The sequence below is a fragment of the Janthinobacterium kochi genome (assembly GCF_051380715.1).
Taxonomy (GTDB): domain Bacteria; phylum Pseudomonadota; class Gammaproteobacteria; order Burkholderiales; family Burkholderiaceae_D; genus Janthinobacterium.
Genome location: NZ_JBNYXO010000005.1, coordinates 92,944 through 117,071, shown reverse-complemented (window position 1 = coordinate 117,071; position 24,128 = coordinate 92,944). Strand labels below are relative to the sequence as shown.

The 24,128-nt window shown below is 61.4% G+C and carries 25 protein-coding genes and 1 pseudogene; 11 read left to right on the top strand and 15 right to left on the bottom strand.

Annotation, left to right across the window (positions count from 1 at the left end):
* Positions 1-13 precede the first annotated feature (13 nt).
* The 7 genes from ACQ4WL_RS13220 to ACQ4WL_RS13190 all read right to left on the bottom strand — a co-directional run bounded on the left by ACQ4WL_RS13220 (position 14) and on the right by ACQ4WL_RS13190 (position 5,696).
* Positions 14-1,174 (bottom strand): CpaE/TadZ family protein, encoded by a 1,161-nt coding sequence (locus ACQ4WL_RS13220; RefSeq protein ID WP_436510192.1) that lies wholly within the window; start codon positions 1,172-1,174, stop codon positions 14-16.
* Between the two features lie 37 nt (positions 1,175-1,211).
* A complete protein-coding gene (locus ACQ4WL_RS13215) occupies positions 1,212-1,484 on the bottom strand; it encodes a hypothetical protein (protein ID WP_436510191.1) in 273 nt (90 codons plus the stop codon).
* A 9-nt stretch (positions 1,485-1,493) separates the two neighbouring features.
* Positions 1,494-3,014 (bottom strand): type II and III secretion system protein family protein, encoded by a 1,521-nt coding sequence (locus ACQ4WL_RS13210; protein WP_436510190.1) that lies wholly within the window; start codon positions 3,012-3,014, stop codon positions 1,494-1,496.
* 25 nt (positions 3,015-3,039) lie between these two features.
* On the bottom strand, positions 3,040-3,873 hold the full coding sequence (gene cpaB, locus ACQ4WL_RS13205; protein ID WP_436510189.1) for a Flp pilus assembly protein CpaB: 834 nt from the start codon (positions 3,871-3,873) through the stop codon (positions 3,040-3,042).
* A 78-nt stretch (positions 3,874-3,951) separates the two neighbouring features.
* A complete protein-coding gene (locus tag ACQ4WL_RS13200; protein ID WP_436510188.1) occupies positions 3,952-4,512 on the bottom strand; it encodes an A24 family peptidase in 561 nt (186 codons plus the stop codon).
* 116 nt (positions 4,513-4,628) lie between these two features.
* Complete coding sequence (locus ACQ4WL_RS13195; RefSeq protein WP_298412109.1) at positions 4,629-4,802, bottom strand: Flp family type IVb pilin; 174 nt, start codon at positions 4,800-4,802, stop codon at positions 4,629-4,631.
* Positions 4,803-5,006: 204 nt separating this feature from the next.
* The gene (locus ACQ4WL_RS13190) at positions 5,007-5,696 is read right to left on the bottom strand and encodes a LuxR C-terminal-related transcriptional regulator (protein WP_436510187.1); all 690 of its coding nucleotides are present in this window, start codon (positions 5,694-5,696) and stop codon (positions 5,007-5,009) included.
* A gap of 558 nt (positions 5,697-6,254) precedes the next feature.
* On the opposite strand from ACQ4WL_RS13190, the gene ACQ4WL_RS13185 reads away from it, so the two are divergent.
* Genes ACQ4WL_RS13185 through ACQ4WL_RS13175 form a run of 3 tightly spaced genes read left to right on the top strand, consistent with a single transcriptional unit; the run spans position 6,255 to position 8,733 of the window.
* Positions 6,255-6,743, top strand: a complete 489-nt coding sequence (locus ACQ4WL_RS13185) for a TadE/TadG family type IV pilus assembly protein (RefSeq protein WP_436510186.1) — start codon at positions 6,255-6,257, stop codon at positions 6,741-6,743.
* Positions 6,743-7,363 (top strand): TadE/TadG family type IV pilus assembly protein, encoded by a 621-nt coding sequence (locus ACQ4WL_RS13180; protein ID WP_436510185.1) that lies wholly within the window; start codon positions 6,743-6,745, stop codon positions 7,361-7,363. The genes ACQ4WL_RS13185 and ACQ4WL_RS13180 overlap by 1 nt, the downstream gene beginning before the upstream one ends.
* Positions 7,363-8,733 carry a vWA domain-containing protein gene (locus ACQ4WL_RS13175; RefSeq protein WP_436510184.1) on the top strand — a complete coding sequence of 457 codons (1,371 nt, stop codon included), beginning with the start codon at positions 7,363-7,365 and terminating at the stop codon, positions 8,731-8,733. Before ACQ4WL_RS13180 ends, ACQ4WL_RS13175 begins: the two co-directional genes overlap by 1 nt.
* A 14-nt stretch (positions 8,734-8,747) precedes the next feature.
* On the opposite strand, the gene ACQ4WL_RS13170 is transcribed toward ACQ4WL_RS13175, so the two are convergent.
* Together ACQ4WL_RS13170 and ACQ4WL_RS13165 are read right to left on the bottom strand one after the other, a co-directional pair.
* Complete coding sequence (locus ACQ4WL_RS13170) at positions 8,748-8,909, bottom strand: hypothetical protein (protein ID WP_436510423.1); 162 nt, start codon at positions 8,907-8,909, stop codon at positions 8,748-8,750.
* Positions 8,910-8,958: 49 nt separating this feature from the next.
* Positions 8,959-9,042: pseudogene (locus ACQ4WL_RS13165) on the bottom strand (hypothetical protein); the annotation flags it as partial.
* 371 nt (positions 9,043-9,413) lie between these two features.
* Between ACQ4WL_RS13165 and ACQ4WL_RS13160 the strand changes: the two are divergent.
* Complete coding sequence (locus ACQ4WL_RS13160) at positions 9,414-11,375, top strand: acyltransferase family protein (protein WP_436510183.1); 1,962 nt, start codon at positions 9,414-9,416, stop codon at positions 11,373-11,375.
* A gap of 137 nt (positions 11,376-11,512) precedes the next feature.
* On the opposite strand, the gene ACQ4WL_RS13155 is transcribed toward ACQ4WL_RS13160, so the two are convergent.
* Entirely contained in the window at positions 11,513-11,959 is a 447-nt protein-coding gene (locus ACQ4WL_RS13155) for a Na+/H+ antiporter NhaA (protein ID WP_436510410.1), read from the bottom strand.
* Positions 11,960-12,127: 168 nt separating this feature from the next.
* A complete protein-coding gene (locus tag ACQ4WL_RS13150; RefSeq protein ID WP_436510182.1) occupies positions 12,128-12,781 on the bottom strand; it encodes a hydrolase in 654 nt (217 codons plus the stop codon).
* 218 nt (positions 12,782-12,999) lie between these two features.
* Here ACQ4WL_RS13150 and ACQ4WL_RS13145 point away from each other — a divergent pair, with 218 nt between their 5' ends.
* Positions 13,000-13,254, top strand: coding sequence for a hypothetical protein (locus tag ACQ4WL_RS13145; protein ID WP_436510181.1), 255 nt, complete (start codon positions 13,000-13,002; stop codon positions 13,252-13,254).
* A gap of 7 nt (positions 13,255-13,261) precedes the next feature.
* Here ACQ4WL_RS13145 and ACQ4WL_RS13140 read toward each other — a convergent pair whose 3' ends face one another.
* The 4 genes from ACQ4WL_RS13140 to ACQ4WL_RS13125 all read right to left on the bottom strand — a co-directional run bounded on the left by ACQ4WL_RS13140 (position 13,262) and on the right by ACQ4WL_RS13125 (position 19,107).
* On the bottom strand, positions 13,262-15,397 hold the full coding sequence (locus ACQ4WL_RS13140; RefSeq protein WP_436510180.1) for a TonB-dependent receptor plug domain-containing protein: 2,136 nt from the start codon (positions 15,395-15,397) through the stop codon (positions 13,262-13,264).
* A gap of 85 nt (positions 15,398-15,482) precedes the next feature.
* On the bottom strand, positions 15,483-16,910 hold the full coding sequence (locus tag ACQ4WL_RS13135) for a M56 family metallopeptidase (protein WP_436510179.1): 1,428 nt from the start codon (positions 16,908-16,910) through the stop codon (positions 15,483-15,485).
* A gap of 3 nt (positions 16,911-16,913) precedes the next feature.
* Complete coding sequence (locus ACQ4WL_RS13130) at positions 16,914-17,291, bottom strand: BlaI/MecI/CopY family transcriptional regulator (RefSeq protein ID WP_230541739.1); 378 nt, start codon at positions 17,289-17,291, stop codon at positions 16,914-16,916.
* Between the two features lie 94 nt (positions 17,292-17,385).
* A complete protein-coding gene (locus ACQ4WL_RS13125) occupies positions 17,386-19,107 on the bottom strand; it encodes a methyl-accepting chemotaxis protein (RefSeq protein ID WP_436510178.1) in 1,722 nt (573 codons plus the stop codon).
* Positions 19,108-19,396: 289 nt separating this feature from the next.
* Here ACQ4WL_RS13125 and ACQ4WL_RS13120 point away from each other — a divergent pair, with 289 nt between their 5' ends.
* From ACQ4WL_RS13120 to ACQ4WL_RS13095, 6 genes are all read left to right on the top strand, one after another.
* Positions 19,397-20,767 (top strand): DEAD/DEAH box helicase, encoded by a 1,371-nt coding sequence (locus ACQ4WL_RS13120; RefSeq protein ID WP_426072434.1) that lies wholly within the window; start codon positions 19,397-19,399, stop codon positions 20,765-20,767.
* 134 nt (positions 20,768-20,901) lie between these two features.
* A complete protein-coding gene (otnI, locus tag ACQ4WL_RS13115; RefSeq protein ID WP_436510177.1) occupies positions 20,902-21,693 on the top strand; it encodes a 2-oxo-tetronate isomerase in 792 nt (263 codons plus the stop codon).
* An 88-nt stretch (positions 21,694-21,781) separates the two neighbouring features.
* Positions 21,782-22,594, top strand: a complete 813-nt coding sequence (locus tag ACQ4WL_RS13110; RefSeq protein WP_436510176.1) for a hypothetical protein — start codon at positions 21,782-21,784, stop codon at positions 22,592-22,594.
* Positions 22,579-23,052, top strand: coding sequence for a hypothetical protein (locus ACQ4WL_RS13105; RefSeq protein WP_436510175.1), 474 nt, complete (start codon positions 22,579-22,581; stop codon positions 23,050-23,052). The genes ACQ4WL_RS13110 and ACQ4WL_RS13105 overlap by 16 nt, the downstream gene beginning before the upstream one ends.
* A gap of 83 nt (positions 23,053-23,135) precedes the next feature.
* Positions 23,136-23,555: a VOC family protein gene (locus tag ACQ4WL_RS13100; RefSeq protein ID WP_436510174.1), complete on the top strand. Its 420-nt coding sequence runs from the start codon at positions 23,136-23,138 to the stop codon at positions 23,553-23,555.
* Between the two features lie 110 nt (positions 23,556-23,665).
* A complete protein-coding gene (locus tag ACQ4WL_RS13095) occupies positions 23,666-24,046 on the top strand; it encodes a TraR/DksA family transcriptional regulator (protein ID WP_436510173.1) in 381 nt (126 codons plus the stop codon).
* The last annotated feature ends 82 nt before the right edge of the window (positions 24,047-24,128 follow it).

The window sequence follows — 24,128 nt, the reverse complement described above, 5'->3', positions numbered from 1 at the left end:
TCTGGGTTGGGGATCAAGCGCGTCGCAGGACGCGGCCCAGCCAGCCCTGGCGCGCCGTACTGGGCGCGCCGCCGGCCAGGCTGGCGGCGAACTCTTGCAGCGAGCGGGTGATCGGGCTGGCTTTGTCGAGCTGCAAAATCGGCACGCCCTGATTGACCGAGGCAGCGGCTGAAGCATAGTGATTGGGCACGGTGCGGTAGATCGCCGTGCCATAGGCCGCTTCCAGGTCACGCAGGCGAATTTCGCCGCCCTTGTCGTGGCGGTTGACGATGATGTGCACCTTGTCCTTGGCGTATTCGAGCGAACGGAACATGCCCAGTAGTCGCTTGCCATCGCGGATATATGGCAAGGTCGTCTGCAAAACGGGAAAGATCATGTCGGCATGGTCCAGCGCGCGCACGCTGACGGCATCGAGGTTGCGGCCCACGTCGAGCACGATGAAATCGTACTGGCGCCTAGCCTGCTTGATGATGGCGTCGATGTGTTCGGGCGCCACTTCGCTGGCGTGAGCCGGGTCCTCGGGCGCGGCCAGCACGCTGTAGTTGGGCAGGATATGCAGCATGCTCGACCCCAGAAACGAAGGGTCAAGCCGGTGGATGTCGCGCGTGACGTCGGACAAGGTGGCCAGCGGTTTGTTCTCGGAAACAAAAAGCGAGGCGTCGCCAAAATGCAGGTTCATGTCGATCAGGGCAACGCGCTGCTGGCCGTCGGCGGCCAGCGCATAACCGAGGTTACTGGCAATGAAGGTGGCGCCGCTGCCGCCCTTGCAGGAGATGAAGGCCAGCACCTTGCCATTGCCATGCTCGCGCCGTTCCAGCTTTTCCTCGATGCGTTCGAGCGCCGCATACAGGGTGGCCGGCGTGGCAGGAAACGGCAGCACGTCGCGCACGCCTGCGCGCATGGCCTGCAGCAGGAATTCAGGCGGCTGCTGATGGCAAAGCACGATGAAGGCCATGCGCGGATGCAGGTTGCTGAGGCGCTCAATGGCGGCCAGGTCGGCGCCGTCGTTCGATGGACGGTCGAAGATCAGCACGTCAGGCAGGGGCTGCGCCGCCTGCAGCGACTCGAATGTTTCGCCGCCTGCGTTAATCTCGTCGAGCCGGTTGCGGCTACGCAGCAGCCGGCCCAGTTCGGACAGCGTTTTTTCATCCCTGGAATTGATGGCGATTTTCACGATATGCCTTGCTTGTTCTGTGGAGACGATGCCAGGCTCACTGACGCGCCCCGACGCCGATGGTAAAGGCGGCCGCTTGCGGCGCGGGCGCGGCAAAGCTTTTCTGATACGCCGCGTAGGCGGCCTGGGCGGCCTTGCCGTCCATGCCGGCCACAGGGTCGCGGTTCGTGCCCGCCTGCGGCGACAGCACTTGCCGCGCACGCAGCTGCTGGACGCTGTCGCCGAACTGGCGATCCAGGTTCGGGGTGGAAGCGCAGCCGCTGGCGGCCAGGGTGGCCAACAGCACGGGAAGGAAAAGGGAATGCTGCATGATGTGCTCCTAGTGAATGTCCGGGCCAGCCGGTGGTGTCTGCGCTGCTGCTTCCTGCCGTGGCCGTGGCGTGGCGGCGCCTTCCATTTTTCCGTGCAAGAAGAACTCGCCGCGGCTGGGCGCCACATAGGCATCGGTCGGCAGCACGATGTCGCCGTCGAGCGCGCTGTCGAGCGGCTTGACCAGGTGCGGCGTGATGATGAATACCAGCTCGGTGCGGTCGGTCTGGAAATCGCTGCTGCGGAACAGGGCGCCCAGCACCGGAATCTCGCCCAGGAAAGGCAATGCCTTGATATTGGTCGTCACATTGTTCTTGATCAAGCCGCCAACGGCAAAGCTCTGGCCATCGAACAGCTGCACCGTGGTGGTAGTGCGCCGCGTGGTGAAGGCCGGCAGCACCGCATTGGCACCGGCGCCCCCGCCGGTGGTGATGCCGATGCCTTCGCGGTTCAGCTCCGACACTTCCGGCGCCACCTTCAGGTTGATGCGTCCGCCTTCCAGCACGGTAGGCGTGAACTTGACGGCAATGCCGAATTCCTTTTCCTCCAGCGTGATCTTGTTGCTGGTGCTGTCTTGCGCGACCGGAATGAAAATCTTGCCGCCCGCCAGGAAACTGGCTTCCTGGCCACTGATGGCCATGATGTTCGGTTCGGCCAGCACCTTGACCAGGCCGTCGCGCTTTTGCGCATCGAGCGTCAGCCCGTTGCCATTCTTGCCGTTCAAGGCGCCCAGCTGGCTGGGATTGCCGCTGAGCAGGTTCGACAACAGGCCATACGTCCAGTTGCCGCGCGTGCCGCTGATGCCCACGCTGGCGCCCAGCTGGTCAACCAGCGTCTTCGACACTTCGGCGATTTTCACTTCCAGCATGACCTGTTGCGGCGCCGCGATCGACAGCATATTGATGACCTTGACGGTGCCGCCCGTACTGGCGGCGCCGTCGGCCGGAGCGGCAGGTGCGGCTGCTTCTCCGGCGCCGCGCTGCGCATAGGCCTGCGCCATCTCCAGGATCTGGCTGGCCTTGACGCTGTCGCTCACCTGCCCCGACAGCACGATGCTGCCACCAGCCGCACCCACCTTGACGGCGCTCTCGCCAGGGAAGACATAGGCCAGCTGCGCCTGCAAGCCTTCGACATCGATCTCGACTTCAATATCGACGATCACGGGGCGCTGCTGCCGGTCCCACAGGATCAGGTTGGTGCTGCCCGGGGCCAGGCCCCAGACGAACAGCTGGCTGGACGAGCCCAGCATCCTGGCGCCAGCCACCCGCGGATCGTTGACGGCGATCTGCGACACCGGCAAGCTCAGCTTGCGCAAAGTGGACTTGCCCACGGCAATGCGCACGGGCGCGCCCAGGCGGGCGATATCGGCACCCAGCGACATGGCCGGCGCCGCGACTGGCGACATGACGGCCTGCCTGCCTGGCGCCGCAGCGATGGCGCTGCCAGGCCAGGCCAGGCCAGCCGCCGCGCTGCCCAGCATCAGGGCCAGGCGCATGCCCGTACTCGAGGCGTGCTTACGAAATTTGTTCATCGATCATCCTTGCTTGCCTGCTGATTTAAAATTGCTGGACGCTGGTATCCATGCCCTTGATGACGGTGATGCTGTCGCGTGCGGGGGCACGGGACGGGGCCGTCTGGCGCCGCGCCGCGCGCACCGGCGCGGCCGCAGGCGCCAGCGCCTTCAGTTCCAGCAGCGACTCCTTGGTGGCGCCATCCGTATTGACGGGCGCCGGATCGACCTGGTTGCGCAGCACCAGGGACAGGCTGCCCACGCTGCGCGCCAGGTCCAGCTTTTCCACCTGCTCCGGCGTCAGCTCCAGGGTCACGGCATTGACCACCTTTGGCTTGTTGTCATCGCGGCCGGACTCCTGCGCCACTGCCAGCACCAGAATGCGTTCCAGCACGATCTTGGAAATGGCCAGCGGCCCGCCACCCGCCGGTTTGGCGCGGTCATCCTGCGTATGCACGAGAATGTCGACGAAATTGCCCGGCAGGGCGAAGCCGGCCACGCCCACCACGTCATTGACGCGCACGGTCATGGCGCGCTTGCCGGCAGCCACGATGGCCGACAGGCCGCCCGTGGCGCCGGGCGGCGCGAGTTTACTTTCCAGGACAGGCTCGCCCATGCTGACGGCGGTGCGCGTGACGCGCCCGTCCAGCGCGCCGGCCTCGCCAAAGGTCCCGGGCGGCAAGGCGCCTGCCGGCCAGTCCATGCGGCGCAGCATGGCCGGCGTCACCTTCGCGCCCACACCGATATCGACCAGCGCGACCATCACCGTCTGGCTGGCCGGCGCGCCTTGTCCTGACATCCAGCGCGCCGCCGCCAGCACGGCGCCCCCCGCCATCAGCAACGCCAGCAGCAGCACGCTCGCAACGCGGCTATTTCTCATTCTTTATCCTCTCGATGTTTATCTTCGCGATGAAGCATGGTTTTCCGGGCGTACGCGGCCAGATCAGTGCCCGGAGCGTCATGCATGGCCGCCGGCCGCCAGGGCCAGCCAGATGGCGGTACCGGCGGCAATGGCGATCGCGTACGGCAAGTTGCCGCCCGGCGCGGCGGGCGCGCCGACCTGCGGCACCTCGCCTGCTGCGGCGCGCAGCCAGCCTTGCAGCAGCAATTGCCAGACATTGGCGATCGCCTGGCGCAGCGTGCCCTGGCACAGGGCGACGGCCAGCGCCAGCACGCCGCCCGCGAGCAGGCTGCACAGCAAGGCAAACACGACGGAGCGGGGGCCCAGAAACGCCCCCACCATCGCCATCAGCTTGACGTCGCCTGCGCCCAGCGCCTTCATCGCATACATGGGCAGCAGCAAGCCCAGGCCGACGGCCAGGCCACCCAGCGCCAGCCACGGCCCGGCCGGCGCAACCCCGGGCAAGGCCAGGCTGTTGAGCAGCACGCCAAGCAAGGCGCCGGAAAACACCAGCCGGTTGGGGATGCGCCGGCAGCGCACGTCATGCCAGACAGCCGCAGCCAGCAGCCCCCACAAGACTATGGCGGGGCTGAACGTCCAGAAAGAATGAGGGTCCATCGTGTACCTGATGCAAGCCGAGCGCATGACTGCATGCGCATCGTTGGGCGGGAAGTCGACAGGCCGGTGCGCATGGGCAGCCGGCCTGTCGGGGTGCAGCGCGGTGGGCAGGCGCCTTAGGGCTTCTTGCCCTCCAACGTCTGCTGGATTCCCTTAAAGGCGGTATCGAGGCCGGTGGTGAAATAGCCGACGGCCGTTACCAGCGCCGCAGCCACCAGCGCAGCAATCAACGCATATTCGATGGCAGTCACGCCATCTTCTTCGGCGATAAAGTTTTTAATGAAATTCATATTATTCCCTTTCAGGTCAAGTTTTAAACATGATAAAAACTGAAAATACAGTCTGAAAATAAAAACATTATCTTTGTTTTTATTTGCCAATTTCTGATGCATGTATTTTATATAAACAAACGTTAAGTCGAATCAGAGAAAAGTCATTTTGTGCGCAGTACAAAACATCTTAATTTTTTGCTCACAACCAGGACATATGTACTGTTATTCCGCAGGCATGGACTCGGCCAGCCGGTTGCGCGTGGCGTACACATATAATTCCAGGCGGTTGGTGACATCGAGCTTGCTGTAGATCGATGTCAGATGATTACGCAAGGTTTGCTCCGAAATAAAAGCGCGCTGGGCTATCGCGCGGTTCAGCGCGCCATTTCCTTCCACCATCATGGCAACGATCTTGCGCTCCTTCAGCGTCAGCCTGGCGATCCGCTGCTCTTCCGGATCGGGCACCGCTTCCGGCTTGTTCAGCACTCCCAGCATGCTGTCGAGCAGTGCCGGATCCAGGCACAATTCGCCTTGATGCAGGCGGGCGATGGCGTCGACCATTTGTTTGACCGGCGTTTCCTTGCCCACCACCGCACGTGCGCCACTGCGCACGGCGCGCCCGCATTCGGCCTGGTCCTGCGTGCCGCTGAACAGCAATGCGCGCGACACGCCATTGCCCAGCAGCTCCGGCAGATAATCGATGGCGCAGGCGCCGCCACAGCCAAGATCGGCGTCGAGCACGATGACGTCGGGACACAGGGTGCTGGCCAGCAGCAGCGCGCTGTCGATCTCGGTGGAGCTGGCCACCACCTGCATCGCCGGCTGGGCGCCGGCGAGCAACTGCTCCAGGCCCCACAGCCAGGTCTTGTGATCCGACACCAGCATGACGCGTATGACATTTTTTGTTGACATGCTTTACCTCCTTCTTGAAGCCCACTCCCATCGGGGAATGTTGTTGATCCGAATCGGCATGCATTCCTCCTCCGCGCGCGCCTTCTGCTGCCGCGCGCAGGGGAAAGAAGTCATGGGGGCACGAAGGAAGAGGCCTTGGGCCGGCACGCACAAACGCGGTGCGTGACCCAGGCCAGCGGTCGCCGCATGCCGGGCGTGTGCCGATGGATGGGCAGCGCGGCCAGGGTGGGCGCGCCGCGGGCGCGCCATCGCTGCTGGCATCGCTGCTGTTGCTTACATTGCAGCATTTTGTTGCATCACCTTGCAAAACAAGTCCTCGCCTGCACGCAGGACAATCCTGACACCAGGCCTGTTTTCATACCCGCGCATATTACTCCCGGCCCTGCAGGGACAGGGCCGGCACGTTTGAAATAACGCAGTTAATTACGATTATCTTGACCTGTAATAATTTAAATGACGGACACACCCTTGAAAATCGATATAGAATAATCGCCAGTCAAATGGCGCAATGCCAGCCGCCCGACATTCGTCATCGCGGCAATTAACCGGATTACTCCCATGCGTTTAAAACAGGTAGATTCCCACATATTCCGCAAGCAAAGCGGACAGGGCGGCGCCACGCTGGTTGAATTGGCCCTGATAGCACCAGTCTTTCTCATGCTGATAATCGGCATCATCGAATTGAGCATGGCCTATTTTGCCAATATGACCATGCTGCACGCAGTGCGCGAAGGCGCGCGCTATGCCGTCACGGGGGCCAAGGACCTCGACCCCGACAGCGCCAACCAGCAGCGCTACCAGGCCGTGATACAAAAAATACGCGACAGTTCCATGGGCATGTATGACAAGGTCAGCCCCGTGATCGCCGTCAACGGCAGCGATGCGGTCGGCGCCGCCATGTTCGGCCAGGCCGGCGATATCGTCGTCATTTCCGTCGATTGCCGCTGGGCATTTGCCACGCCCATGATCCGTGCCCTGTTCCGCGACGGTCAGGCGCATTTCGTGGTGGCTGCCACCATGCGCAATGAAAGCTTTGGCGGCCTGTGATGCGCGTACCAGCCCCCCGTTTTCCGCGCCGCGCCGCGTGTGGCATCGCCGCCATCGAATTTGCCATCGTGCTGCCTTTGCTGGCCTTGCTGCTGTTCATGGTGGTCGACCTGTCGCGCGCCATCCAGGCCAAGACCATCCTGCTCAATATCAGCCGCGAAGGCGCCAACCTGTCCGCGCGCGCCACGTCCGACCTGAGCGGCTCCAGCCAGGGCATCATGAACGCGCTGGCGGCCACCACCCCGCCGCTGGATATGCCGGCGCGCGGCATGATCTATATCACCAAGATCATGGGCCACGCCGCCGGCCCGAATGGCAACGTGCGCAATATCGTGCTGGAGCAATACCGCTGGAATGCGGGCGCGCAGCGCAGCGCCTACCAGCCGGACAGCCAGGTATGGCAGTGCGCCAGCTGGACTGCGAACGGCGCCTGCGGCAATATCGGCAAGAACGACACGGCGCCAGGCGTGGACCTGATGCAGGGCCAGCTGGCCGATGGCGAACTGATCTATGCAGTGGAGACGTTCTACCATTTCGACATGCTGTTCGGCGCGATCGAAACGCATGCCGGCAAGGCGCCGCTGCTGGGCCCCAACCTGTATTCAATGACGGTATTCTGATGCGCGCACCCCACAAAAAACAGGCAGGACAAGTATTGGTGATGGTGGCGCTGTCGGCCGTCGTGCTGATCGGCTCGGTAGGACTGGCGCTCGATTCCGCGCTGGGCTACCTGGTCAAGGCCAAGCTCAATGCGGCTGTCGACGCCGCCAGCCTGGCGGCGGCGCGCGGCGTGAGCACCGGCGACAGCCGCGACGCGCAGGAAGCCAATGCGCAGCTGTCGGCACAGAAGTTCTTCAACATCAACTACCCCGACAAATTCCTGCTCTCCACGCCCACGCTCGATCCGGTCGGCGTGCAGTTCGACGGCGGCACCGTGACGATCGACGTGGCGGCCAGGGCCTCGCTGCCCGTCTCGCTGATGGGCGTGCTCGGCTTCAAGACGCTGGAAGTGTCGGCGCGCGCGCAAACCGTCCGCAAGGACCTCGACATGGTGCTGGTGATGGATACCTCGGGCTCCCTGGTGCACAATGCCCAGGCAGTGAAGGCGGCGGGCATCGCTTTCCTCGACAAATTCAATGCCAGCGTGGACCGGGTCGGCCTGCTGCATTTTTCCAGCGGCGTGCAGATCGATGTGCCGATCCGCACCGTCGACCGCGGTTTCGACCGGTTTGCCGCGAGCGCCGCCGTCGGCCAATACCATTTCGACGGCGGCACCAATTCGGCCGAAGGCATGTGGCATGCCCGTAACCAGCTGCGCAAGATAGACGCCTCGCGGCGCTCCAGCCTGCGTGTGATCGTGTTTTTTTCCGATGGCTCTCCCGCCGCGTTTTCTTCGCACTTTTTCCCTGCCGACAGCGGCAACTGCCGCAAGGCGGGATCGATCGCGACCTGGACCGACCTGCCCCAGGGCTCGGCCACGGGCGTGGACGGCCTGTACCGGATCGACGCGGCCGGCAACAACAAACTCAGTCCGTTCGAGGACTGCAAGGCCAGCGCCGTGACCAGGCTGCCCGACTGGTACAACGCCAGCCACGACGGCGACACGGCCGGCGAGGCAGCCTTGCACGAATTCCCCATCGTGACCAATGCGCCGCGCGTGGTCACCAGTTCACTGTCGACGCCGCAGCGCGGATGGACCAATGTGCACCGCGCCTCGCGCAACCTGGTCGAAGCGATGGCGGCCAAGGCGCGCCAGGAAGACATCTTCGTCTTTACCCTGGGCATGGGCAGTTCGCTGACCAAGCCCGAGGGCCCGGACAAGGAAAAAGGCGAAGACTTGCTGCGCTGCCTGGCCAATGCGCCCGATGCGAAAGCTTCTTGCCGCAAACCGGCCGAACCCATGGGCCTGTACTGCTACGCGGCCACCGAAAGCGAGCTGAGCCCCTGTTTCACCCGCCTCGCCTCAGCCATTTTGCGCATTTCCAAATAGCGTCTGGTCGCCGGCTAGAAGGCGAAGCAGCTGCAGCCCAAGGTGCCCCAGAAGCCGGGAAAATCGCTGATCGGCACGGCCGACTTGCGCGCCCTGTCGTGGGCATGCGCATGCACGCCGCAGGCGCCCGCGCACTGGTGCGGCAGCATGGTTTGCGCCGGCTTGGCTACCGTCACACGTGCTGCGCGCCAGGCGGTCCAGCCTTGTGACTGTCACCGCGTCGCCAGCGCGCAGATGATCGAGCATTCTGGCTAGCTCAACCCGGTCGCGCCGGGTACCCGTGAGCTTCTCTGAAAAATCCTGGTGCAGCTCGGACCGCTGATTGGTCTGCCCCTAATCCTCGGTACTGAAGCGGAAATAGCCGAGCAGCAAGAGGCCGCTGATCAAGTCCAGAGTGCCGGATCATTCGGATCGCGCATGGTGCCTCAGGTTTTTGTTGCAGATTCCTGCCATTCCGCAACAAACATGCGCGACACTTCGCTCAATAAATTTCCTTTATGCTAACAATGCATGTACAATTGAAAACTCTTCCATATGCGACATATTCTCCAAAATTAAATACTCGCATAACATTAAATTATGATTTTTTATAAAAATAATTTTTCATACAAAATTAAATAATTAAAATAATTAATAGGTATAAGAATAATTTCTCAAACCATTTACTAATAACTTTAAAAATGAAATATAGAAGCGAAATAGATGGCCTACGTGCATTAGCTATAATTCCGGTTATTTTATTCCATGCTGGCTCTCAATTATTTAGCGGAGGCTTCGTTGGCGTAGATATATTTTTCGTTATTAGTGGATATTTGATTACAAAAATTCTACTAACTGATTTACAGGATGAAACATTTTCCATTGTTAAATTCTACGAACGAAGAGCACGCCGTATTCTGCCAGCCCTATTTTTTGTAATTTTTGCCTGCCTCCCTTTTGCTTGGCTTTGGCTTCTGCAAAAAGATATGAAGATTTTTTCAGAAAGTATAACTGCTGTATCAATATTTTCATCAAATATTCTGTTTTGGCGTACGAGCGGTTATTTTTCTACTGCGACAGAACTAATGCCATTAATTCATACATGGAGTTTAGCCGTTGAAGAACAATACTACATGCTGTTCCCTTTATTTCTATTGCTTACTTGGCGTTTAGGAAAAAAATGGATTGTCACATTACTTGCTATCGTCGCCATTATCAGTCTTGCCGCCGCACAGTGGGGGGCGCTGAACAAACCTGAATTCACATTCTTCTTATTGCCAACGCGTGCCTGGGAATTATTTATCGGCTCCTTTATTTCTTTTTACTATACTGAACACAATATTAAAAAGCATCAATATTTGGCAGCAGAGTCTTTCAGTATCTTAGGTTTTATACTAATTTTTTATTCAATCTTTGCATACGACAGTCAAACACCATTCCCAAGTTTATATGCTCTTGCTCCAACACTAGGAGCAGCACTTATAATTATTTTCGCCACACATAAAACACTAGTAGGAAAATTACTTGGCAACAAGTTTTTCGTTATGACCGGGTTAATAAGCTACAGTACATATTTGTGGCATCAACCGTTATTTGCCTTTGCCAGAATAAGAAGCTTGGATGAACCAAGTAAATTATTAATGTTCACACTTTCAATGTTTTCAATAATACTTGGATATCTTACATGGCGTTATATAGAACGTCCATTCCGCAACAAAAATAATTTCAATCGCAGCCAAATATTCAATCTGGCTTTCATATGCAGTGCCGTACTTATTGCCATAGGACTGGCTGGATATTTTAGTAATGGATTTTCTTTTAGATTAGACAAAATAACGAAAAGTTTAGAAAATCCTGAAGGTGGCCGCCTAGATAACTGCGATGAAGAAATAAAAAGAATTAAAGGATCAACTTGCAAAATTGGCAGCGATAATGTTGAGCCAACGATTGCATTGGTTGGTGACTCACATAGCACGAGCATTACATATTACTTTTCTGAATTACTTCGTTCAAAAAACATGTCTGCTATTGTGTACGCTCAGTCTTGGTGTCCACCAATCTTGGATCTAGCTACAGATAATCCATCTAAATATCCAACTTGCAGGGAATATCGCACATCAACATTTTCCGACATTTCAAAAAACACCAACATTAAAACTGTTATTATGTTTGCGGAATGGGCAAATTATACCAAAGGGTACAGATGGGGAGATGATGACATAACTTATTATACTGATAAATTATCCACATATAAAAGTCTTAATGAAAATAATTTAGTTTTTCAACGAGGAATTTTAAGAACTTTTGATTTTCTAAAAAAGAATGAAAAAGAAATAATTTTCATTAACAGCGTACCTGAGTATAATATATCCATACCGATATACGCAGCTAAAAATTATTTTTACAATAAACGCCATGGAATTGATGAGAAATTAGTCACAAATAAAATATACGATTTGCGAAATTTTGAAGTAACTGAAGCATTACGTATCGTCAATGCAGATAAATTTGCAAAAATTATTCAACCAAAATCTATTTTTTGCAAAAATGAACGATGCGATTATATAGGAAATAATAATGATTTATTTTATGTAGATGGAAATCATCTTTTCCAGACAGGTTCAAAATTACTTGTGAACGAAATAATTAAATATATTAAATAAATAAATTATAAATTTCTAGTCAATTTAGCCAAACACAAGTCTGCTTCATGCCCGCTCTGCACTGGGCGGGTATCACTCTTACATAAAAATAATCCAAACACAGCCAGATTTCCCTGATGCCAGATTAGCCGTCGCTCTTACGGTCGAGGAAACTGTCCAAGTCTGCCGTTTAGTACAACATGTGGCAACTGGCGCTGCTCCATTTTGACCGGCAGCGCCCGCCGCTTCAAGGCGGTATTGGAAGGTGGCGTTGGGGGCGGGATAAGCGCTGTGACGGGTGTCCAGCGATTCAGACATAGGAGCGCGCCGAACATGACCAAGGCGCCGGCGAGGTAACCGATCGACATGCTGTTAGTATAGAAAAGAGCGATGACGATGATGGCGCCGAGGTCATCGATGACGGCAAGTGCGGTGAGGGAGATATTGAGCGAAGCTGGTAGGTGGCCCAGGAGCGCGAGAACACACAGCGCAAACGCAATGTCGGTAGCCATTGGAATGCCCATGCCGCCCTGCATGGGTGAACCAACGTTGCGACTAAAGTGCAGCAGCGCAGGTACGCAGATACCGCCCACCACGTGACGCATCACATCTTCAGCGTCGCCCACGGCGAGGAATTTGCCATCGGCGATGGCGACGGCGGACGCCAACGGCTGCATCCTGCCGACCGTGTGGAAACGGCCGTTGAGTAAGATTGTGCTTGCGCCCATGCAGGCTCTCCGGAATCAGGTGCTGGACGATGCATCGACGAATAATCAATGGCCTTCGCTGGCGTTGAACATGGATTCGGCGTAGATCAAACCCAGGCCATAGCCGCCGCCGTGCGCCACGGCCGTCGCCACCGTCTCGTTGTAGGTTTCGCCGCGGGCCCAGTCGCGCTGCAGTTCCAGCAAGTATTGCACGGAGGTCATCGGCTGCGCGCCCGCCTGCAGCATGCGCTGCATCGCCATCGCATGGGCTTCATCGGAGACATCGCCGCTGGCGTCGGCAATCACGTAGACTTCAAAACCCTGCTCCAGCGCCGACAGCGCGGGGCCGACGATGCAGACGGAGGTCCACAGGCCGGCCAGCACGATCTTGCCATTGCCGTAGCCATTCACCTTGTCGGCGATGCGCGCATCTTCCCAGGTATTCATCGTGCTGCGGTCGACCGGCGCCTGTTCCGGGAAGACGGACTGGATTTCATCGAAGATCGGGCCAGAGAACGATTTGGCGGCCACCGTCGTCAAAATCGTCGGCACCTTGAATTCAAACGCCGCCTTGGCCACCAGGGCCGCATTGTTACGCAGCAGGGCCAGGTCGATGGAGCGGGTGGCGAACGCCATCTGCGACTGGTGATCGATCATGATCAGGGTATGATCGTTCGGGGTCAGCAGTTTTTGTGCGGCTTGGGCGGTAGCGATAGGCATGATGTTTTCCTTAGTGAAAATAATTGAATATGAAAAAAAGGATGTCGTTGTATGGTCTTTCTGCTCCTGCCCTTGCTTAATTCGTGTATATCGGGCCAGTGCCATGCAGTATGGACGAGATACTTTGAAAACAAAAACGGAAAGAATGCCAAGCTATATGCAATTTTTTCGATGATTGAAAATAACCGCGGCAGCAAGCTGCACATCAAGGAGAAAACATGGGATTTGAATTCAGGATCACGGCCAGCCTGACGCAGGAACAGCGCCAGCACCTCGCGCAGCTGCCAGAGTTGGCGACGACGGCGCCGCGCGCACCCGGCGCCACCCGGCCCGACACCGAGGCCAGGCTGACGGAGGCCGGCCTGTATATCTGCCAGCACCTGCGCCCGGACCCGTGGCACGGCCTGGCCGCCGTGCGCACCTGGCTCGATGCGCAGGGCGTGGACTACGCCGTCGCGGAGATCGACGACTGAATAATCCCTACAGGAAGCCTTCGAGCATGACGCGCAGCGTGCGGTAGCTGCCCGTATCGACCGTGCGCAGCAGGCTGCCGGCGCCATCCGCATACTGGCTGCGCGCGCGGTCAAGCTGCCGCAGCAGATTGGCGCCCGACAGCCGCAGTCGCAGCCGGTCGCTGAACTTCCACAACGCGTACAGGTCCAGTTCGCGCCGGGAGCCCTGCCAGGCCAGCAGCTGGTTTGACTCGCGCGACAGTCCACCGCCCTGGTAATGCAGATTGCCGCCCAGGGTCAACGGCTTGCTGACCAGCCGGTAATCGGCGCCCAGGTTGGCGCTCCATGGCAACTGGCCATCGAGGCGGTTACCCGGACCGGCGACGGCGTCCAGCGTCGACCAGTTGCGCGCCACGTTCGCCCGCAGGTCCAGCGCCGGGGCACCCGCCAACAGCGCCGTCAACGGCAGCTTCGCTTCCAGTTCGATGCCGCGCACCTGCGCCCTGCCATGGTTGACGGGCGTGGCCACCCAGCGCCCGTTGTCCTGATACAGCCGGTCCAGCATCACGTGGTTGATGCGCCGCAGCGAGGCGCTGGCGCCCAGCATGGCGCCCTCCACAGGATAGTATTCGTAGGCCGCATCGAGGCCCCACGCCAGTTCCGGGCGCAGCGCCGGGTTGCCCTGGTTATCGGGATTCGCGGGGCTATTGCCGTTGTCGTTGAGGTAGGGGCGCGGGATCAGCTGGAAAATCTGCGGCGCCTTGTAGGTGCGCGTGACGGCCAGGCGCAGCTGATCCTTGCCGGCCAGCTTCCACAGGCTTTGCAGCACGGGACTCCACACTTGCGCGCGCACGTCGACTGGGTGCGCGCCACCGGTAGCGCTGGCCGTGCGCCAGGTTTCCCAGCGCAGCCCCAGATACAGCGACCAGCGCGCGGAGATATCCCATTCATCCTGCGCAAACAGGGCCAGGCGCCGCACCGTGGCCGCATAGTCTTCCTCCGGCAGCACGGGCGGCCCGCCCGGCGAGAGCTGATGCTCGCGGCGAAACTCCGCGCGCCGCCGGTGCCCCGCATCCCAGCCCACCGCCAGTGCATGCGCCTCTCCCAGCGTGCGGCGGTAGGTGCCGCTGGTCTGCACGCCCAGCTCGTCCACGCCCGCATCGACCCGGCGCACATTCGCCGCTCCGGGCGCGGCGCCGACGCCCTGGAACAGATAATCGCTGCCGCGCTGGTTGACATCGAGGCCCAGTTTCATATCGAGGCTGGCCCCTTGCCCGAACTTGCGCAGCCAGTGCAGATCGCTGCGCACGCTGCTGCTATCCTGCCTGAAGGTGGCGTCATTTTCCGGATAGTCGGTATGGCCGCCCAGGTAAGCCGTTTCCACGACTTGGCGGCGGCTGGCCAGGCGGCGCAAGCTGACCAGGCTTTGCCAGGCCAGGCTGCCTTCGCCCGCCAGCGCCCATTGCAGGCGCGGCGCCAGTTCGAGCGTATCGCTGGTCACGCGCTCGGTCAGTGGCATATGGCGCACCACCGTGGGCCGGCCGTCCGCATCGTATGCGCGGTTCCATTCATCGAGCAAGCCCCGGCGCCCCGTGTGACCGAGCGTGCCGGCCAGCGCGTAAGACAGGCGGCCGTCCTTGTCCGCCCACTGCACGGTGGCGCTGCCGGCGGGCATGCCATGGCTGCCGGACGCTCCCAGCTTGAAGGTGCGCTCGCGCCGCTTGCCCGATTTTTTCAGCACGATATTGATGGAACCGGCGATCGCCTGGGCGGAAAATTGCGCCGTGGCGGCGCGCATGATTTCCACGCGCTCGACCAGTTCCGGGTCCAGGGAGTCGAGCGAAAAATCGGGCGGCACGGGCACGCCGTCGAGCATGACCAGGGTATAACCCTGGCCCAGCCCGCGCAGCTGGATTTGCCCTCCCTGCCCCGTGCCGGCTGGCGCGCCGATGGAAATGCCGGGCAGGCGCTTCAGGGCATCGGCCAGGACGCGGTCGCCCTGGCGTATCAATTCCTCGTGGCCGACAACGATGGCGGCGACGGTGTCGTTGCGGCGCTGCTCGACTTTGCCGGCGCTGACCATCACGGAAGGAAGAACGTCCTCGGCATGGACGTGCGCCGTCAACGGCAGCGCAAGGCTGCACAATACAATACTCAATCGCATGGGGAATCCTGAAAGGTCTGTGGTGGTGTCGGCTTGTTTGTTCGTTCGTGCGCTCGCGCGCTCACCCGACCCGCGGCCAGGTAAACTAACGGCCGAACTGCTCCTTGCGCAGGCGCAGGGCGCGCGTGGTGGCGTTGGCATCGAGGTCGGCCAGCCACTGTTGTGGATCCTGCAAGCGCCCGTCCCGGCTGACCTGGAAATGCAAATGTGGCCCCGTCGCCAAGCCGGTCGCGCCCACCGTGCCGATGGCCTGCCCCGCCGTGACGGCCATGCCGGTCGTGAGCGTGACCCGATCGAGATGGGCATACAGCGACTCGACGCCAGCGCCGTGGTCGATGCGGACGGCCTTGCCAAGGCGCGCATCTTCGCTGACGCTGGCGATGCCGTCGGCCGCCGCATGCACGGGCGTGCCGCGCCTGGCGCCCAGATCGATGCCGCTATGGCCTTGTGGCGTCATCTGGCGCACCACGCCAAAGAAGCCGGTCACACGCATACTGTCCAGGGGATTGCGCCAGATAGCTGGCGCCGTCGCTGGCGCAGTGTGCTTGGCTGCCGGCGTGGCTGCCACCGCCCAGGCCAGCGCCGGCTGCAGCGCCAGGCTGGCCGCGCCGATAGCGCACAGCAGCAGCACCGTCAGCACCCGCAAGGCCGGAGGCAAACGATCCTGCCCGCCACGCATGCGCAGCAGGCGCTCGGCCATGCTGCCGCCACCAAAAGCCAGCCCCGGCAGCGGCTGGAGCTGCAGGCCCAGCTGCCTGACCAGCGCCGCCGCATATTGCTGGCGCTGGCGTGCAGGGCGGCCAGCCAGTACCTGGCGGTCGCAACCGAGCTCTTGCGCCCAAGCCAGCTGGCCGGCCAGCCAGCGCGCGGCCGGATTGAACCACATCAGCGCCTGCAGCAGGTTAGCCAGCAGCAGGAGCAAGGGGTCGCGCCGGCGCGCGTGGGTCAGCTCATGGGCGATCACCAGCTGCCGCTGTTCCGGCGTAAATTGCGCCAGGTGCGCCGGCAACAGCAAACGCGGCCGCCACACGCCCACCAGCATCGGCGAGATCGGCGCGTCCACTTCCAGCACCTCCATGCCATGCAGGCGGCGGCGCCGCGCCAGTTGCAGCAAGGTGCGCAACATGGCGTGGCCACGCTGCCAGCGCCAGGCTGCGCAAGCGACGCCCAGCAGATAGATCAGGCCCCAGGCGGATGGCAACAGGGCCAGCCAGGAAGCGGCGGATGACAACCCGGTAGCTGGCGCAACCATGGCCATCGGCACGTCGGGCGCCGCGCTGGCCAGGTAAACGGGCACGCTCAATTCGGGCACCACGCTCAGCTGGCGCGTGTCAGGCAGCAGCGGCAACACAAACACGGCGGCCAGCACCAACTGGGCGCCCAGCCACACGCTGCGCTGCGCCGCCAGCGCGGGCCAGCGCCGTTGCGCCAGGCGCAGCATTGCCCACAGCAGCGGGCCGGTCACGAGACAGGCGGCGCTGGCCTGCAACAGCGTGAGAGAAAACAACAGCATCGCTTATTCCTTTCCCTCGAGCGGCCAGTCCTGCAGCAGCTGCTCCAGCGCCGCCAGTTCCTGCTGGTCCACCAGTTTGCTGCCCGTAAACATACTGACCGGCAAGGGACTGTCGATTTCCATCACGCGCCGGCCAAAATCGTGGGCAAACGCGGCCAGAGTGGCTACCTTGTCCACGTTCGCCTCATACACAAGCACGCCATGCACGCTGCGCTGCAACAGCATGCCCTTGTCCAGCATGCGCTCGACCGTCTTGCGCGTGGACGAAAACGACCATCCCAGCTCGTCTTCCACCCTGGCATGCAATTCACGCGCGGACAGCGGGTGGTCTTTCCACAAGGCTTTCAGTAACGACAGTTCGGTGACAGAGGGCGTGCTCATGGTGATTCCTTTTAGTGACTGTTGACACAATTATGCGACAATAGTCACACGCACGCAAGCACTACTTGCGACAGCTGTCGCACGCACTACATCATTAAAATTCTTCCCAATCATCTTCCCCCGAGTGCTGTTTGCCGGCCGGAACTTGCGGCGCATGGCGCACCACCGGCTTGCCGTTCAGGCGGGCGGGAGCGCGCGCTACCTTGAGCGGCACTGGACGGCGCGCGGCGGGCCTGGACGCCAGCGCCGGAATGGCGTCCACCTGCGCGGTCCTGAACACGCTCACCGCGTCAGCCAGCCGGGCGGCCTGCTCCTGCATGGATTCCGCCGCTGCGGCAGCCTCTTCCACCAGCGCAGCGTTTTGCTGGGTCACCTGGTCCATTTCGCTGATGGCCTGGTTGACTTGCTCGATGCCGGCCCGCTGCTCGTCGCTGGCGGCCGAGATATGCCCGACGATGCTGCTGACCTTGTGCACGCTGTCGACGATCTCGCGCATCGTGTGGCCCGCCTCGTCGACCAGGCGCGCGCCGCTCTCCACCTGCGCCACCGAGTCATTGATGAGGGCCTTGATTTCCCTGGCGGCACCGGCCGAACGTTGTGCCAGGTTGCGCACCTCGGTGGCGACGACGGCAAAGCCGCGCCCCTGCTCGCCCGCCCGAGCCGCTTCCACGGCCGCGTTCAGGGCCAGGATATTCGTCTGGAAGGCGATGCCGTCGATGACGCCGATGATGTCGACGATCTTGCGCGACGAGTCGTTGATCGAACCCATGGTGTCCACCACTTGCGCCACCACGCTGCCGCCCTTGCCGGCCACGGCGGAGGCCGACGCCGCCAGGCCGTTGGCCTCGCTGGCATTCTGCGCGTTCTGCTGTACCGTGCTGGTCAGTTCCTCCATCGACGACGCCGTCTCTTCCAGCGAACTGGCCTGCTGTTCCGTGCGCGCCGACAGGTCGCTATTGCCCGAGGCAATCTGGCGCGAGGCCGTGGCGATGGCTTGCGTGCCGCCACGCACTTCGGTGACGATGCGCAGCAGGCTGGCCGTCATGTCTTTCAATGCCTGCAGCAACTCGCCCGTCTCATCCTTCGAGCGCACGTCCACCTGCACCGTCAAGTCGCCCTGCGCCACCTGCCTGGCCACCTCGATCGCCGAGCGCAACGGCACGCTGATGTTACGCGCCAGCCACCAGGCGATCAGGGCGGCCAGAATCAGCGCCACCACGCCGCCGCCCAGCAACGTCCAATGCGTGCGTGCCTGCAAGGCCGCCGCCGCTTCCGAGCGCTGGGCCAGCAGCGCCGTTTCCGCCTGGCCAATCTCGCCCAGCAGTGTCCGCATGGCATCCATGCCCTGCTTGCCCCTGCCCTCCTTCACCAGCGCCAGCACGGGCTCGATGGCCGCCGTGCCCTGTTCCACGGCGCGCCGCATGGCGATCACGGGATCAAGCGTGCCGGCCAGCCAGGCTTGCTTGGCAGCATCGAGCTTCGCCAGGCGCTCCTGTTGGGCAGGGTTATCGCTGGTCATGGCGCGCGCCTTGGCCAGGTGCGTGCCAAACCCGGCCTGCCCCGCCTTGTACGGCTCCAGCGACGCCTCCGCGCCGGTGATCACGTAGCCACGCTGGCCTGTTTCCATGTTGATCAGGCTTTCCAGCATCGCGCTGTTTTCAGCGAGCACCTGGTACGTGTGGGTATTGATGGCATTGGCGTCGGCCAGGCGCGAAACATTCAGTGTGGCGACGGTGACCAAGGCGGTCAGCAACAGGACGATGGTGCCGAAACCGCCATACAGGCGGGTGGCGATGCGAAGATCGGCGATACGCATGATATTCCTCCAGGAATGAACACTCCGGCGCCACGGTGAGTCCCGCGCATGGAGTGTTACAAGCAATCATAGGGAGTAATGACAATAGGCAGCGCGCCCTTGCCTCACTTTTCTTTACTTGCGGCCTTGCAAACCTGAAACAAAACAGGCGCGTTTTTGCCATGCTGTTATACTTCGCGTGTGCGGCACATATGACCAGTCCCCTTGCCGCTGTCTTTCGACCCCTAATCTGATTGCCTGCGACTGGCGCCCCCCGATGGCGACAGGCCGATCTCACAATAAAGTTACCATGTCCTTTTCCTCCCTCGGATTGTCCGACGCTATCGTACGTGCCGTTACCGAACACGGCTACACCGTGCCGACCCCCATTCAGACGCAGGCGATTCCCGCCGTGCTGGCTGGCGGCGACTTGCTGGCCGGCGCACAAACCGGTACCGGCAAGACGGCCGGCTTTACCCTGCCCTTGCTGCACCGCCTGTCGACTGACGCGAATGGCGCGGCCATCACCAGCAACACGTCCACGCGCCCGATCCGCGCCCTGATCCTGGCACCAACGCGCGAACTCGCCGCGCAGGTCGAGGAAAGCGTGCGCACCTACGGCAAGTACACCAAGCTGAACTCCACCGTGATCTTCGGCGGCGTCGGCATCAACCCGCAAATCAAACAGCTGAAACACGGCGTCGACGTGCTCGTCGCCACACCGGGCCGCTTGCTGGACCACATGGGCCAGGGCACGGTTGATTTGTCGAAAGTGGAAATCCTGATCCTCGACGAAGCCGACCGCATGCTCGACATGGGTTTCATCCGCGACATCAAGAAAGTGCTGGCCGTGCTGCCGCCGAAGCGCCAGAACCTGCTGTTCTCGGCCACGTTCTCGGAAGAGATCAAGGCCCTGGCCGACGGCTTGCTGAACAAGCCGGCCATGATCGAAGTGGCGCGCCGCAATTCGACCGTGGAAGTCATCCAGCAAAAAATCCATCCGGTCGACCGCGACAAGAAGCACCCGATGCTGTCCTACCTGATCAAGTCGAACAACTGGACGCAAGTACTGGTGTTTACGCGCACCAAGCATGGCGCCAATAAACTGGTCGAGCAACTGGGCGCGGACGGCATCGGCGCCCTGGCCATCCACGGCAACAAGAGCCAGTCGGCGCGCACGCGCGCGCTGTCCGAGTTCAAGGATGGCACGCTGCAAGTGCTGGTTGCCACCGACATCGCCGCGCGCGGTATCGATATCGACCAGTTGCCGCACGTCGTCAACTACGACTTGCCGAACATTCCGGAAGACTATGTGCACCGTATCGGCCGCACGGGCCGTGCCGGCGCCAAGGGCGAAGCCGTATCACTGGTCTGCGTGGATGAGCACGAAATGTTGAAAGACATCGAAAAGCTGATCAAGCAAACCCTGCCACGCGAAGTCATCGAAGGCTTCGAGCCAGACCTGAACGCCCGCGCCCAGCCTGTGCAATTGCGCAGCGGCACCGGCGGCCACCGCAACAACAGCCGCGCGCCAGCGGGCGCCGTGGTGCGCGTGAAAACCGGCGGCAGCGGCGCCAAGCCACGCAGCGCCGGCCCGGCGGGCGGCGGTGGCGGTGGCAACCGTTCGGGCAATGCGCCGCGTTCGGCAGCCAACCACAGATCTGGCGGCCGTGGTCGCTAATACACGCTGGTAAGCACGTATTGCAGCAATAAAAACCGTTCCAGGACTTGCTTCTGGAACGGTTTTTTTTATGCATGCCACCATTTGCCGATTTGGGCTAGGATAGCGTCCATCGTCCTCCACTGCGTGCTGCCATGCCGAACTTCGCTGCCAACCTCAGCATGATGTTTACCGAACTGCCTTTCCTGGACCGCTTTGCCGCCGCCAGGGAGGCAGGCTTCGATGCCGTCGAATTCCTGTTTCCCTATGCCGTCGAGGCGCAGCAGATCGCCATGCGGCTGGAACGCCACCATCTGCAACTGGCCGTGTTCAACTTCCCGCCCGGCGACTGGGAAAACGGCGAACGGGGCATCGCCTGCGATCCGCGCCGTGGCGAGGAATTTCGCAGCAACGTGCAATTGGCGCTCAACTACGCGCTGGCGCTCGGCGCGAAACAGCTGCACTGCATGGCCGGCATCGTGCCGCCCGGCATGAGCCTGGAGCGGGCGCGGCAAAGCCTGATCGGCAACCTGCAATATGCGGCCGACGCCTGCCGTCCGCATGGCATCAACGTGCTGATCGAGCCGATCAACCACTACGACATGCCCGCTTACTTTCTGAACCATAGCCAGCAGGCGGCCGACATCATCGCCGACTGCCAGCGCAGCAATATCTTCCTGCAGTACGACATTTATCACATGCAACGCATGGAGGGCGAACTGAGCAACACCATCCGCGCCCTGCTGCCCCTGATCCGCCACATCCAGATCGCCGACACGCCGGGCCGCCACGAACCGGGCACGGGCGAGATCAATTACCGCCATATATTTAAACTGCTGGACCAGGTCGACTACGCAGGCTGGGTCGGCTGCGAATACCGTCCCGTCAGCGACACCGTGGCCGGACTGGGCTGGCGCGAGCAATTGACTGACATCACGGGCGCTTGATCGCAGCGCGCTTGCGCCCGCACAAGGCGGGCGGCGCAGACCGGCACCACAATACCTTTCCATACAGTATTTCCTGTCGAGAGGTGACGTGTCCGCCCTGCCCACCTGCTATCGCCGCGCCCTTGGCCTGCACCTGAGCCTCTTCCTGGCTGCCGTGCTGTGCGGCTGCGCCACCGCGCGCCCCGAGCTGGCGCAAGTGCGCGCCCTGGCCGCCGGCACCGATGCTGTGAACGCCTTCAGCGAACTGTCGCAGCGTCACGTGGACACTTACCAGCGCGCCCGGCCCTATCTGTCGCCCGCCGAAGACGCGCGCGAACGCCTGCTCGATGCGCAGCGCCGCGCCGCGCAGGCCGATGTCGCGCGCCTGGCGCAAGCCGTGCGCCTGTACCTGCAGGCGCTGGGCCGGCTGGCACAAGCCGATGCGTATGACGTGCAGCCCGAACTGGCCAGCGCTGGCGCTGCCATCCGCGCGTGGCCGGGCAGCGGCATCGATGACCGCCATGTCAGCGCCTACACCCTGTTGCTGCAGCAACTCTCGCGCCTGGGCGGCGCGGCCAGCCAGCAGGCGCACCTGGCGCAAGTACTGCACGAGGGCGACGCGCCGCTACAAGCCCTGCTGGCCGCGCTCGACAGCTTGCTGGTGCTGTACGACAAGAGCGGCGATAACGAGCGCGACATGGTGCTCGGCTTGCTCGACGTGGAAATCGCCTATGCCGACGCGCCGCAGCAACGCCTGCTGGCCGTGCTGGCGAAAAACATGCAACAAAGCAAAACCGAGGAATACCGCCTGCTTGGTCTGCGCCATACCCTGGCGCGCCGGCAACTGGCGGCACTGGCGCGCGAACACGCCCGCCTCGCTGCCACCCTCACCACCACGGAGGCAAGATGGACGGATCAGTAGGCAGGAGCAACAGCAGCGAACGCCGCGAAGCGGCTCTCAGCAGCGCCATGCGCGTCGAGCAACTGGCTGACAGCCTGTCGCAGGCGGCCGTCACCCTGCACGGCGCCGTCATGCGCGCCATCCGCAAGCGCGCCAGCCAGGGCGCCAACGGCATCAGCCACAGCCAGGCGCAAGCCGTCTTCGCCCTGGAAGTGGCCTTGCGCCAGCAAGCCAACCAGCTGTATGCCGATGCGGCCGGGCACACGGTGGACGGCCTGGAAACGGCGCAGCGCCAGCTCAGCGGCCTGCTCGACACGGTGCGCCTGCGCATCGCCCGCAACGACGACGTGCGGCACTGGATCAGTCTGGCGACGAGCTTGTTGCACCTGGGCAGCGCCGTCCTGGCAGGCAATCCCGAGCGCATCCTCAGCACCCTGGGCAAGGTGCGTGAGCGGCTGCAAGAGATGGCGCCGGACTGATTGAATTTGGCCGACGAGCGCCTATACTGGGACGTCCCCACCTGGCAATCGTGCCTGCGGGGCGATGACCAGAGGAGGCCAATATGCGTATCGAACCGTATTTGCAATTCGATGGAAATTGCGCGCAAGCGCTGGAATACTACCGCCAGCACCTGCATGGCACAGACCTGTGCCTGATGCCGTACCGGGGCTCGCCAGGCCAGGAGCAAGTCAAGGAAGACTGGTACGACAAGATCATGCATGGCTCCGTGCAACTGGGGGCCACCATGCTGATGGGCTCGGACGGCGGCTGCACCGAGGATGGCGCCAAGGGCATGAGTGGCTGCTCGGTCTGCCTAAGCCTCGACACGCCAGAGGAAGCGCAACGGGCTTTCGACGCGCTGGCGCGCGATGGCGACATCCAGATGCCTTTGCAAGAAACGTTCTGGGCCAAGCGCTTCGGCATGCTGAAAGACCAGTTCGGCGTGGCCTGGATGGTCAACTGCCTGAAAGAGCCAGCATAGAACGGCCGCTGCCAGCCTGCGCCGCGTCAAACGCGGCGCAGGTAATAGCGCAAGCAGAGCCGCCAATCTTGGACTACCATAATGGAAGTAAGCTCTACCGGGTGACAACCATGAATGGATTGCCGCAAGACCAGCTGCAGCGCTTGCGCGGCGTGCTGGAGCAACGCAAGCTGGCGTTGCTGGAACAGATCGAGAATGAAGCGGCCGAAGCGGATGCGCGCGCCTCGCTGCTCAATGAAATCGAAGCCTCGCCGGCTGACAACGCCAGCGTGCGCACCTTGAACGCCCTCGTCAGCGAAGCGGCCGAGCACAACCTGGTGCAACTGGCCGTCATCAAGCACGCGCTGGCCAAGTTTGCCGATGGCAGCTATGGCCTGTGCGACAACTGCGGCGAAGCCATCGGCCTGTCGCGCCTGAACGCACGCCCGGAAGCGCGCCTGTGCATCGATTGCCAGACGCGGCTGGAAAAAGCCCAGCGCCCGGCACCATGACTGCGCAACGACAAAGGGCAAGGCATCGCTGCCCTGCCCCCTGTTTTCAGCTACTGCCATCGGCCCACCTGCCAGCCTCTGT

Coding starts and splice junctions, on each gene's coding strand:
- ACQ4WL_RS13215 (WP_436510191.1), bottom strand. CDS start 1,484: ATGCAGCATTCCCTTTTCCTTCCCGTGCTGTTGGCCACCCTGGCCGCC.
- ACQ4WL_RS13210 (WP_436510190.1), bottom strand. CDS start 3,014: ATGAACAAATTTCGTAAGCACGCCTCGAGTACGGGCATGCGCCTGGCC.
- cpaB (WP_436510189.1), bottom strand. CDS start 3,873: ATGAGAAATAGCCGCGTTGCGAGCGTGCTGCTGCTGGCGTTGCTGATG.
- ACQ4WL_RS13200 (WP_436510188.1), bottom strand. CDS start 4,512: ATGGACCCTCATTCTTTCTGGACGTTCAGCCCCGCCATAGTCTTGTGG.
- ACQ4WL_RS13195 (WP_298412109.1), bottom strand. CDS start 4,802: ATGAATTTCATTAAAAACTTTATCGCCGAAGAAGATGGCGTGACTGCC.
- ACQ4WL_RS13190 (WP_436510187.1), bottom strand. CDS start 5,696: ATGTCAACAAAAAATGTCATACGCGTCATGCTGGTGTCGGATCACAAG.
- ACQ4WL_RS13185 (WP_436510186.1), top strand. CDS start 6,255: ATGCGTTTAAAACAGGTAGATTCCCACATATTCCGCAAGCAAAGCGGA.
- ACQ4WL_RS13180 (WP_436510185.1), top strand. CDS start 6,743: ATGCGCGTACCAGCCCCCCGTTTTCCGCGCCGCGCCGCGTGTGGCATC.
- ACQ4WL_RS13175 (WP_436510184.1), top strand. CDS start 7,363: ATGCGCGCACCCCACAAAAAACAGGCAGGACAAGTATTGGTGATGGTG.
- ACQ4WL_RS13160 (WP_436510183.1), top strand. CDS start 9,414: ATGAAATATAGAAGCGAAATAGATGGCCTACGTGCATTAGCTATAATT.
- ACQ4WL_RS13155 (WP_436510410.1), bottom strand. CDS start 11,959: ATGCGTCACGTGGTGGGCGGTATCTGCGTACCTGCGCTGCTGCACTTT.
- ACQ4WL_RS13150 (WP_436510182.1), bottom strand. CDS start 12,781: ATGCCTATCGCTACCGCCCAAGCCGCACAAAAACTGCTGACCCCGAAC.
- ACQ4WL_RS13145 (WP_436510181.1), top strand. CDS start 13,000: ATGGGATTTGAATTCAGGATCACGGCCAGCCTGACGCAGGAACAGCGC.
- ACQ4WL_RS13140 (WP_436510180.1), bottom strand. CDS start 15,397: ATGCGATTGAGTATTGTATTGTGCAGCCTTGCGCTGCCGTTGACGGCG.
- ACQ4WL_RS13135 (WP_436510179.1), bottom strand. CDS start 16,910: ATGCTGTTGTTTTCTCTCACGCTGTTGCAGGCCAGCGCCGCCTGTCTC.
- ACQ4WL_RS13130 (WP_230541739.1), bottom strand. CDS start 17,291: ATGAGCACGCCCTCTGTCACCGAACTGTCGTTACTGAAAGCCTTGTGG.
- ACQ4WL_RS13125 (WP_436510178.1), bottom strand. CDS start 19,107: ATGCGTATCGCCGATCTTCGCATCGCCACCCGCCTGTATGGCGGTTTC.
- ACQ4WL_RS13120 (WP_426072434.1), top strand. CDS start 19,397: ATGTCCTTTTCCTCCCTCGGATTGTCCGACGCTATCGTACGTGCCGTT.
- otnI (WP_436510177.1), top strand. CDS start 20,902: ATGCCGAACTTCGCTGCCAACCTCAGCATGATGTTTACCGAACTGCCT.
- ACQ4WL_RS13105 (WP_436510175.1), top strand. CDS start 22,579: ATGGACGGATCAGTAGGCAGGAGCAACAGCAGCGAACGCCGCGAAGCG.
- ACQ4WL_RS13100 (WP_436510174.1), top strand. CDS start 23,136: ATGCGTATCGAACCGTATTTGCAATTCGATGGAAATTGCGCGCAAGCG.
- ACQ4WL_RS13095 (WP_436510173.1), top strand. CDS start 23,666: ATGAATGGATTGCCGCAAGACCAGCTGCAGCGCTTGCGCGGCGTGCTG.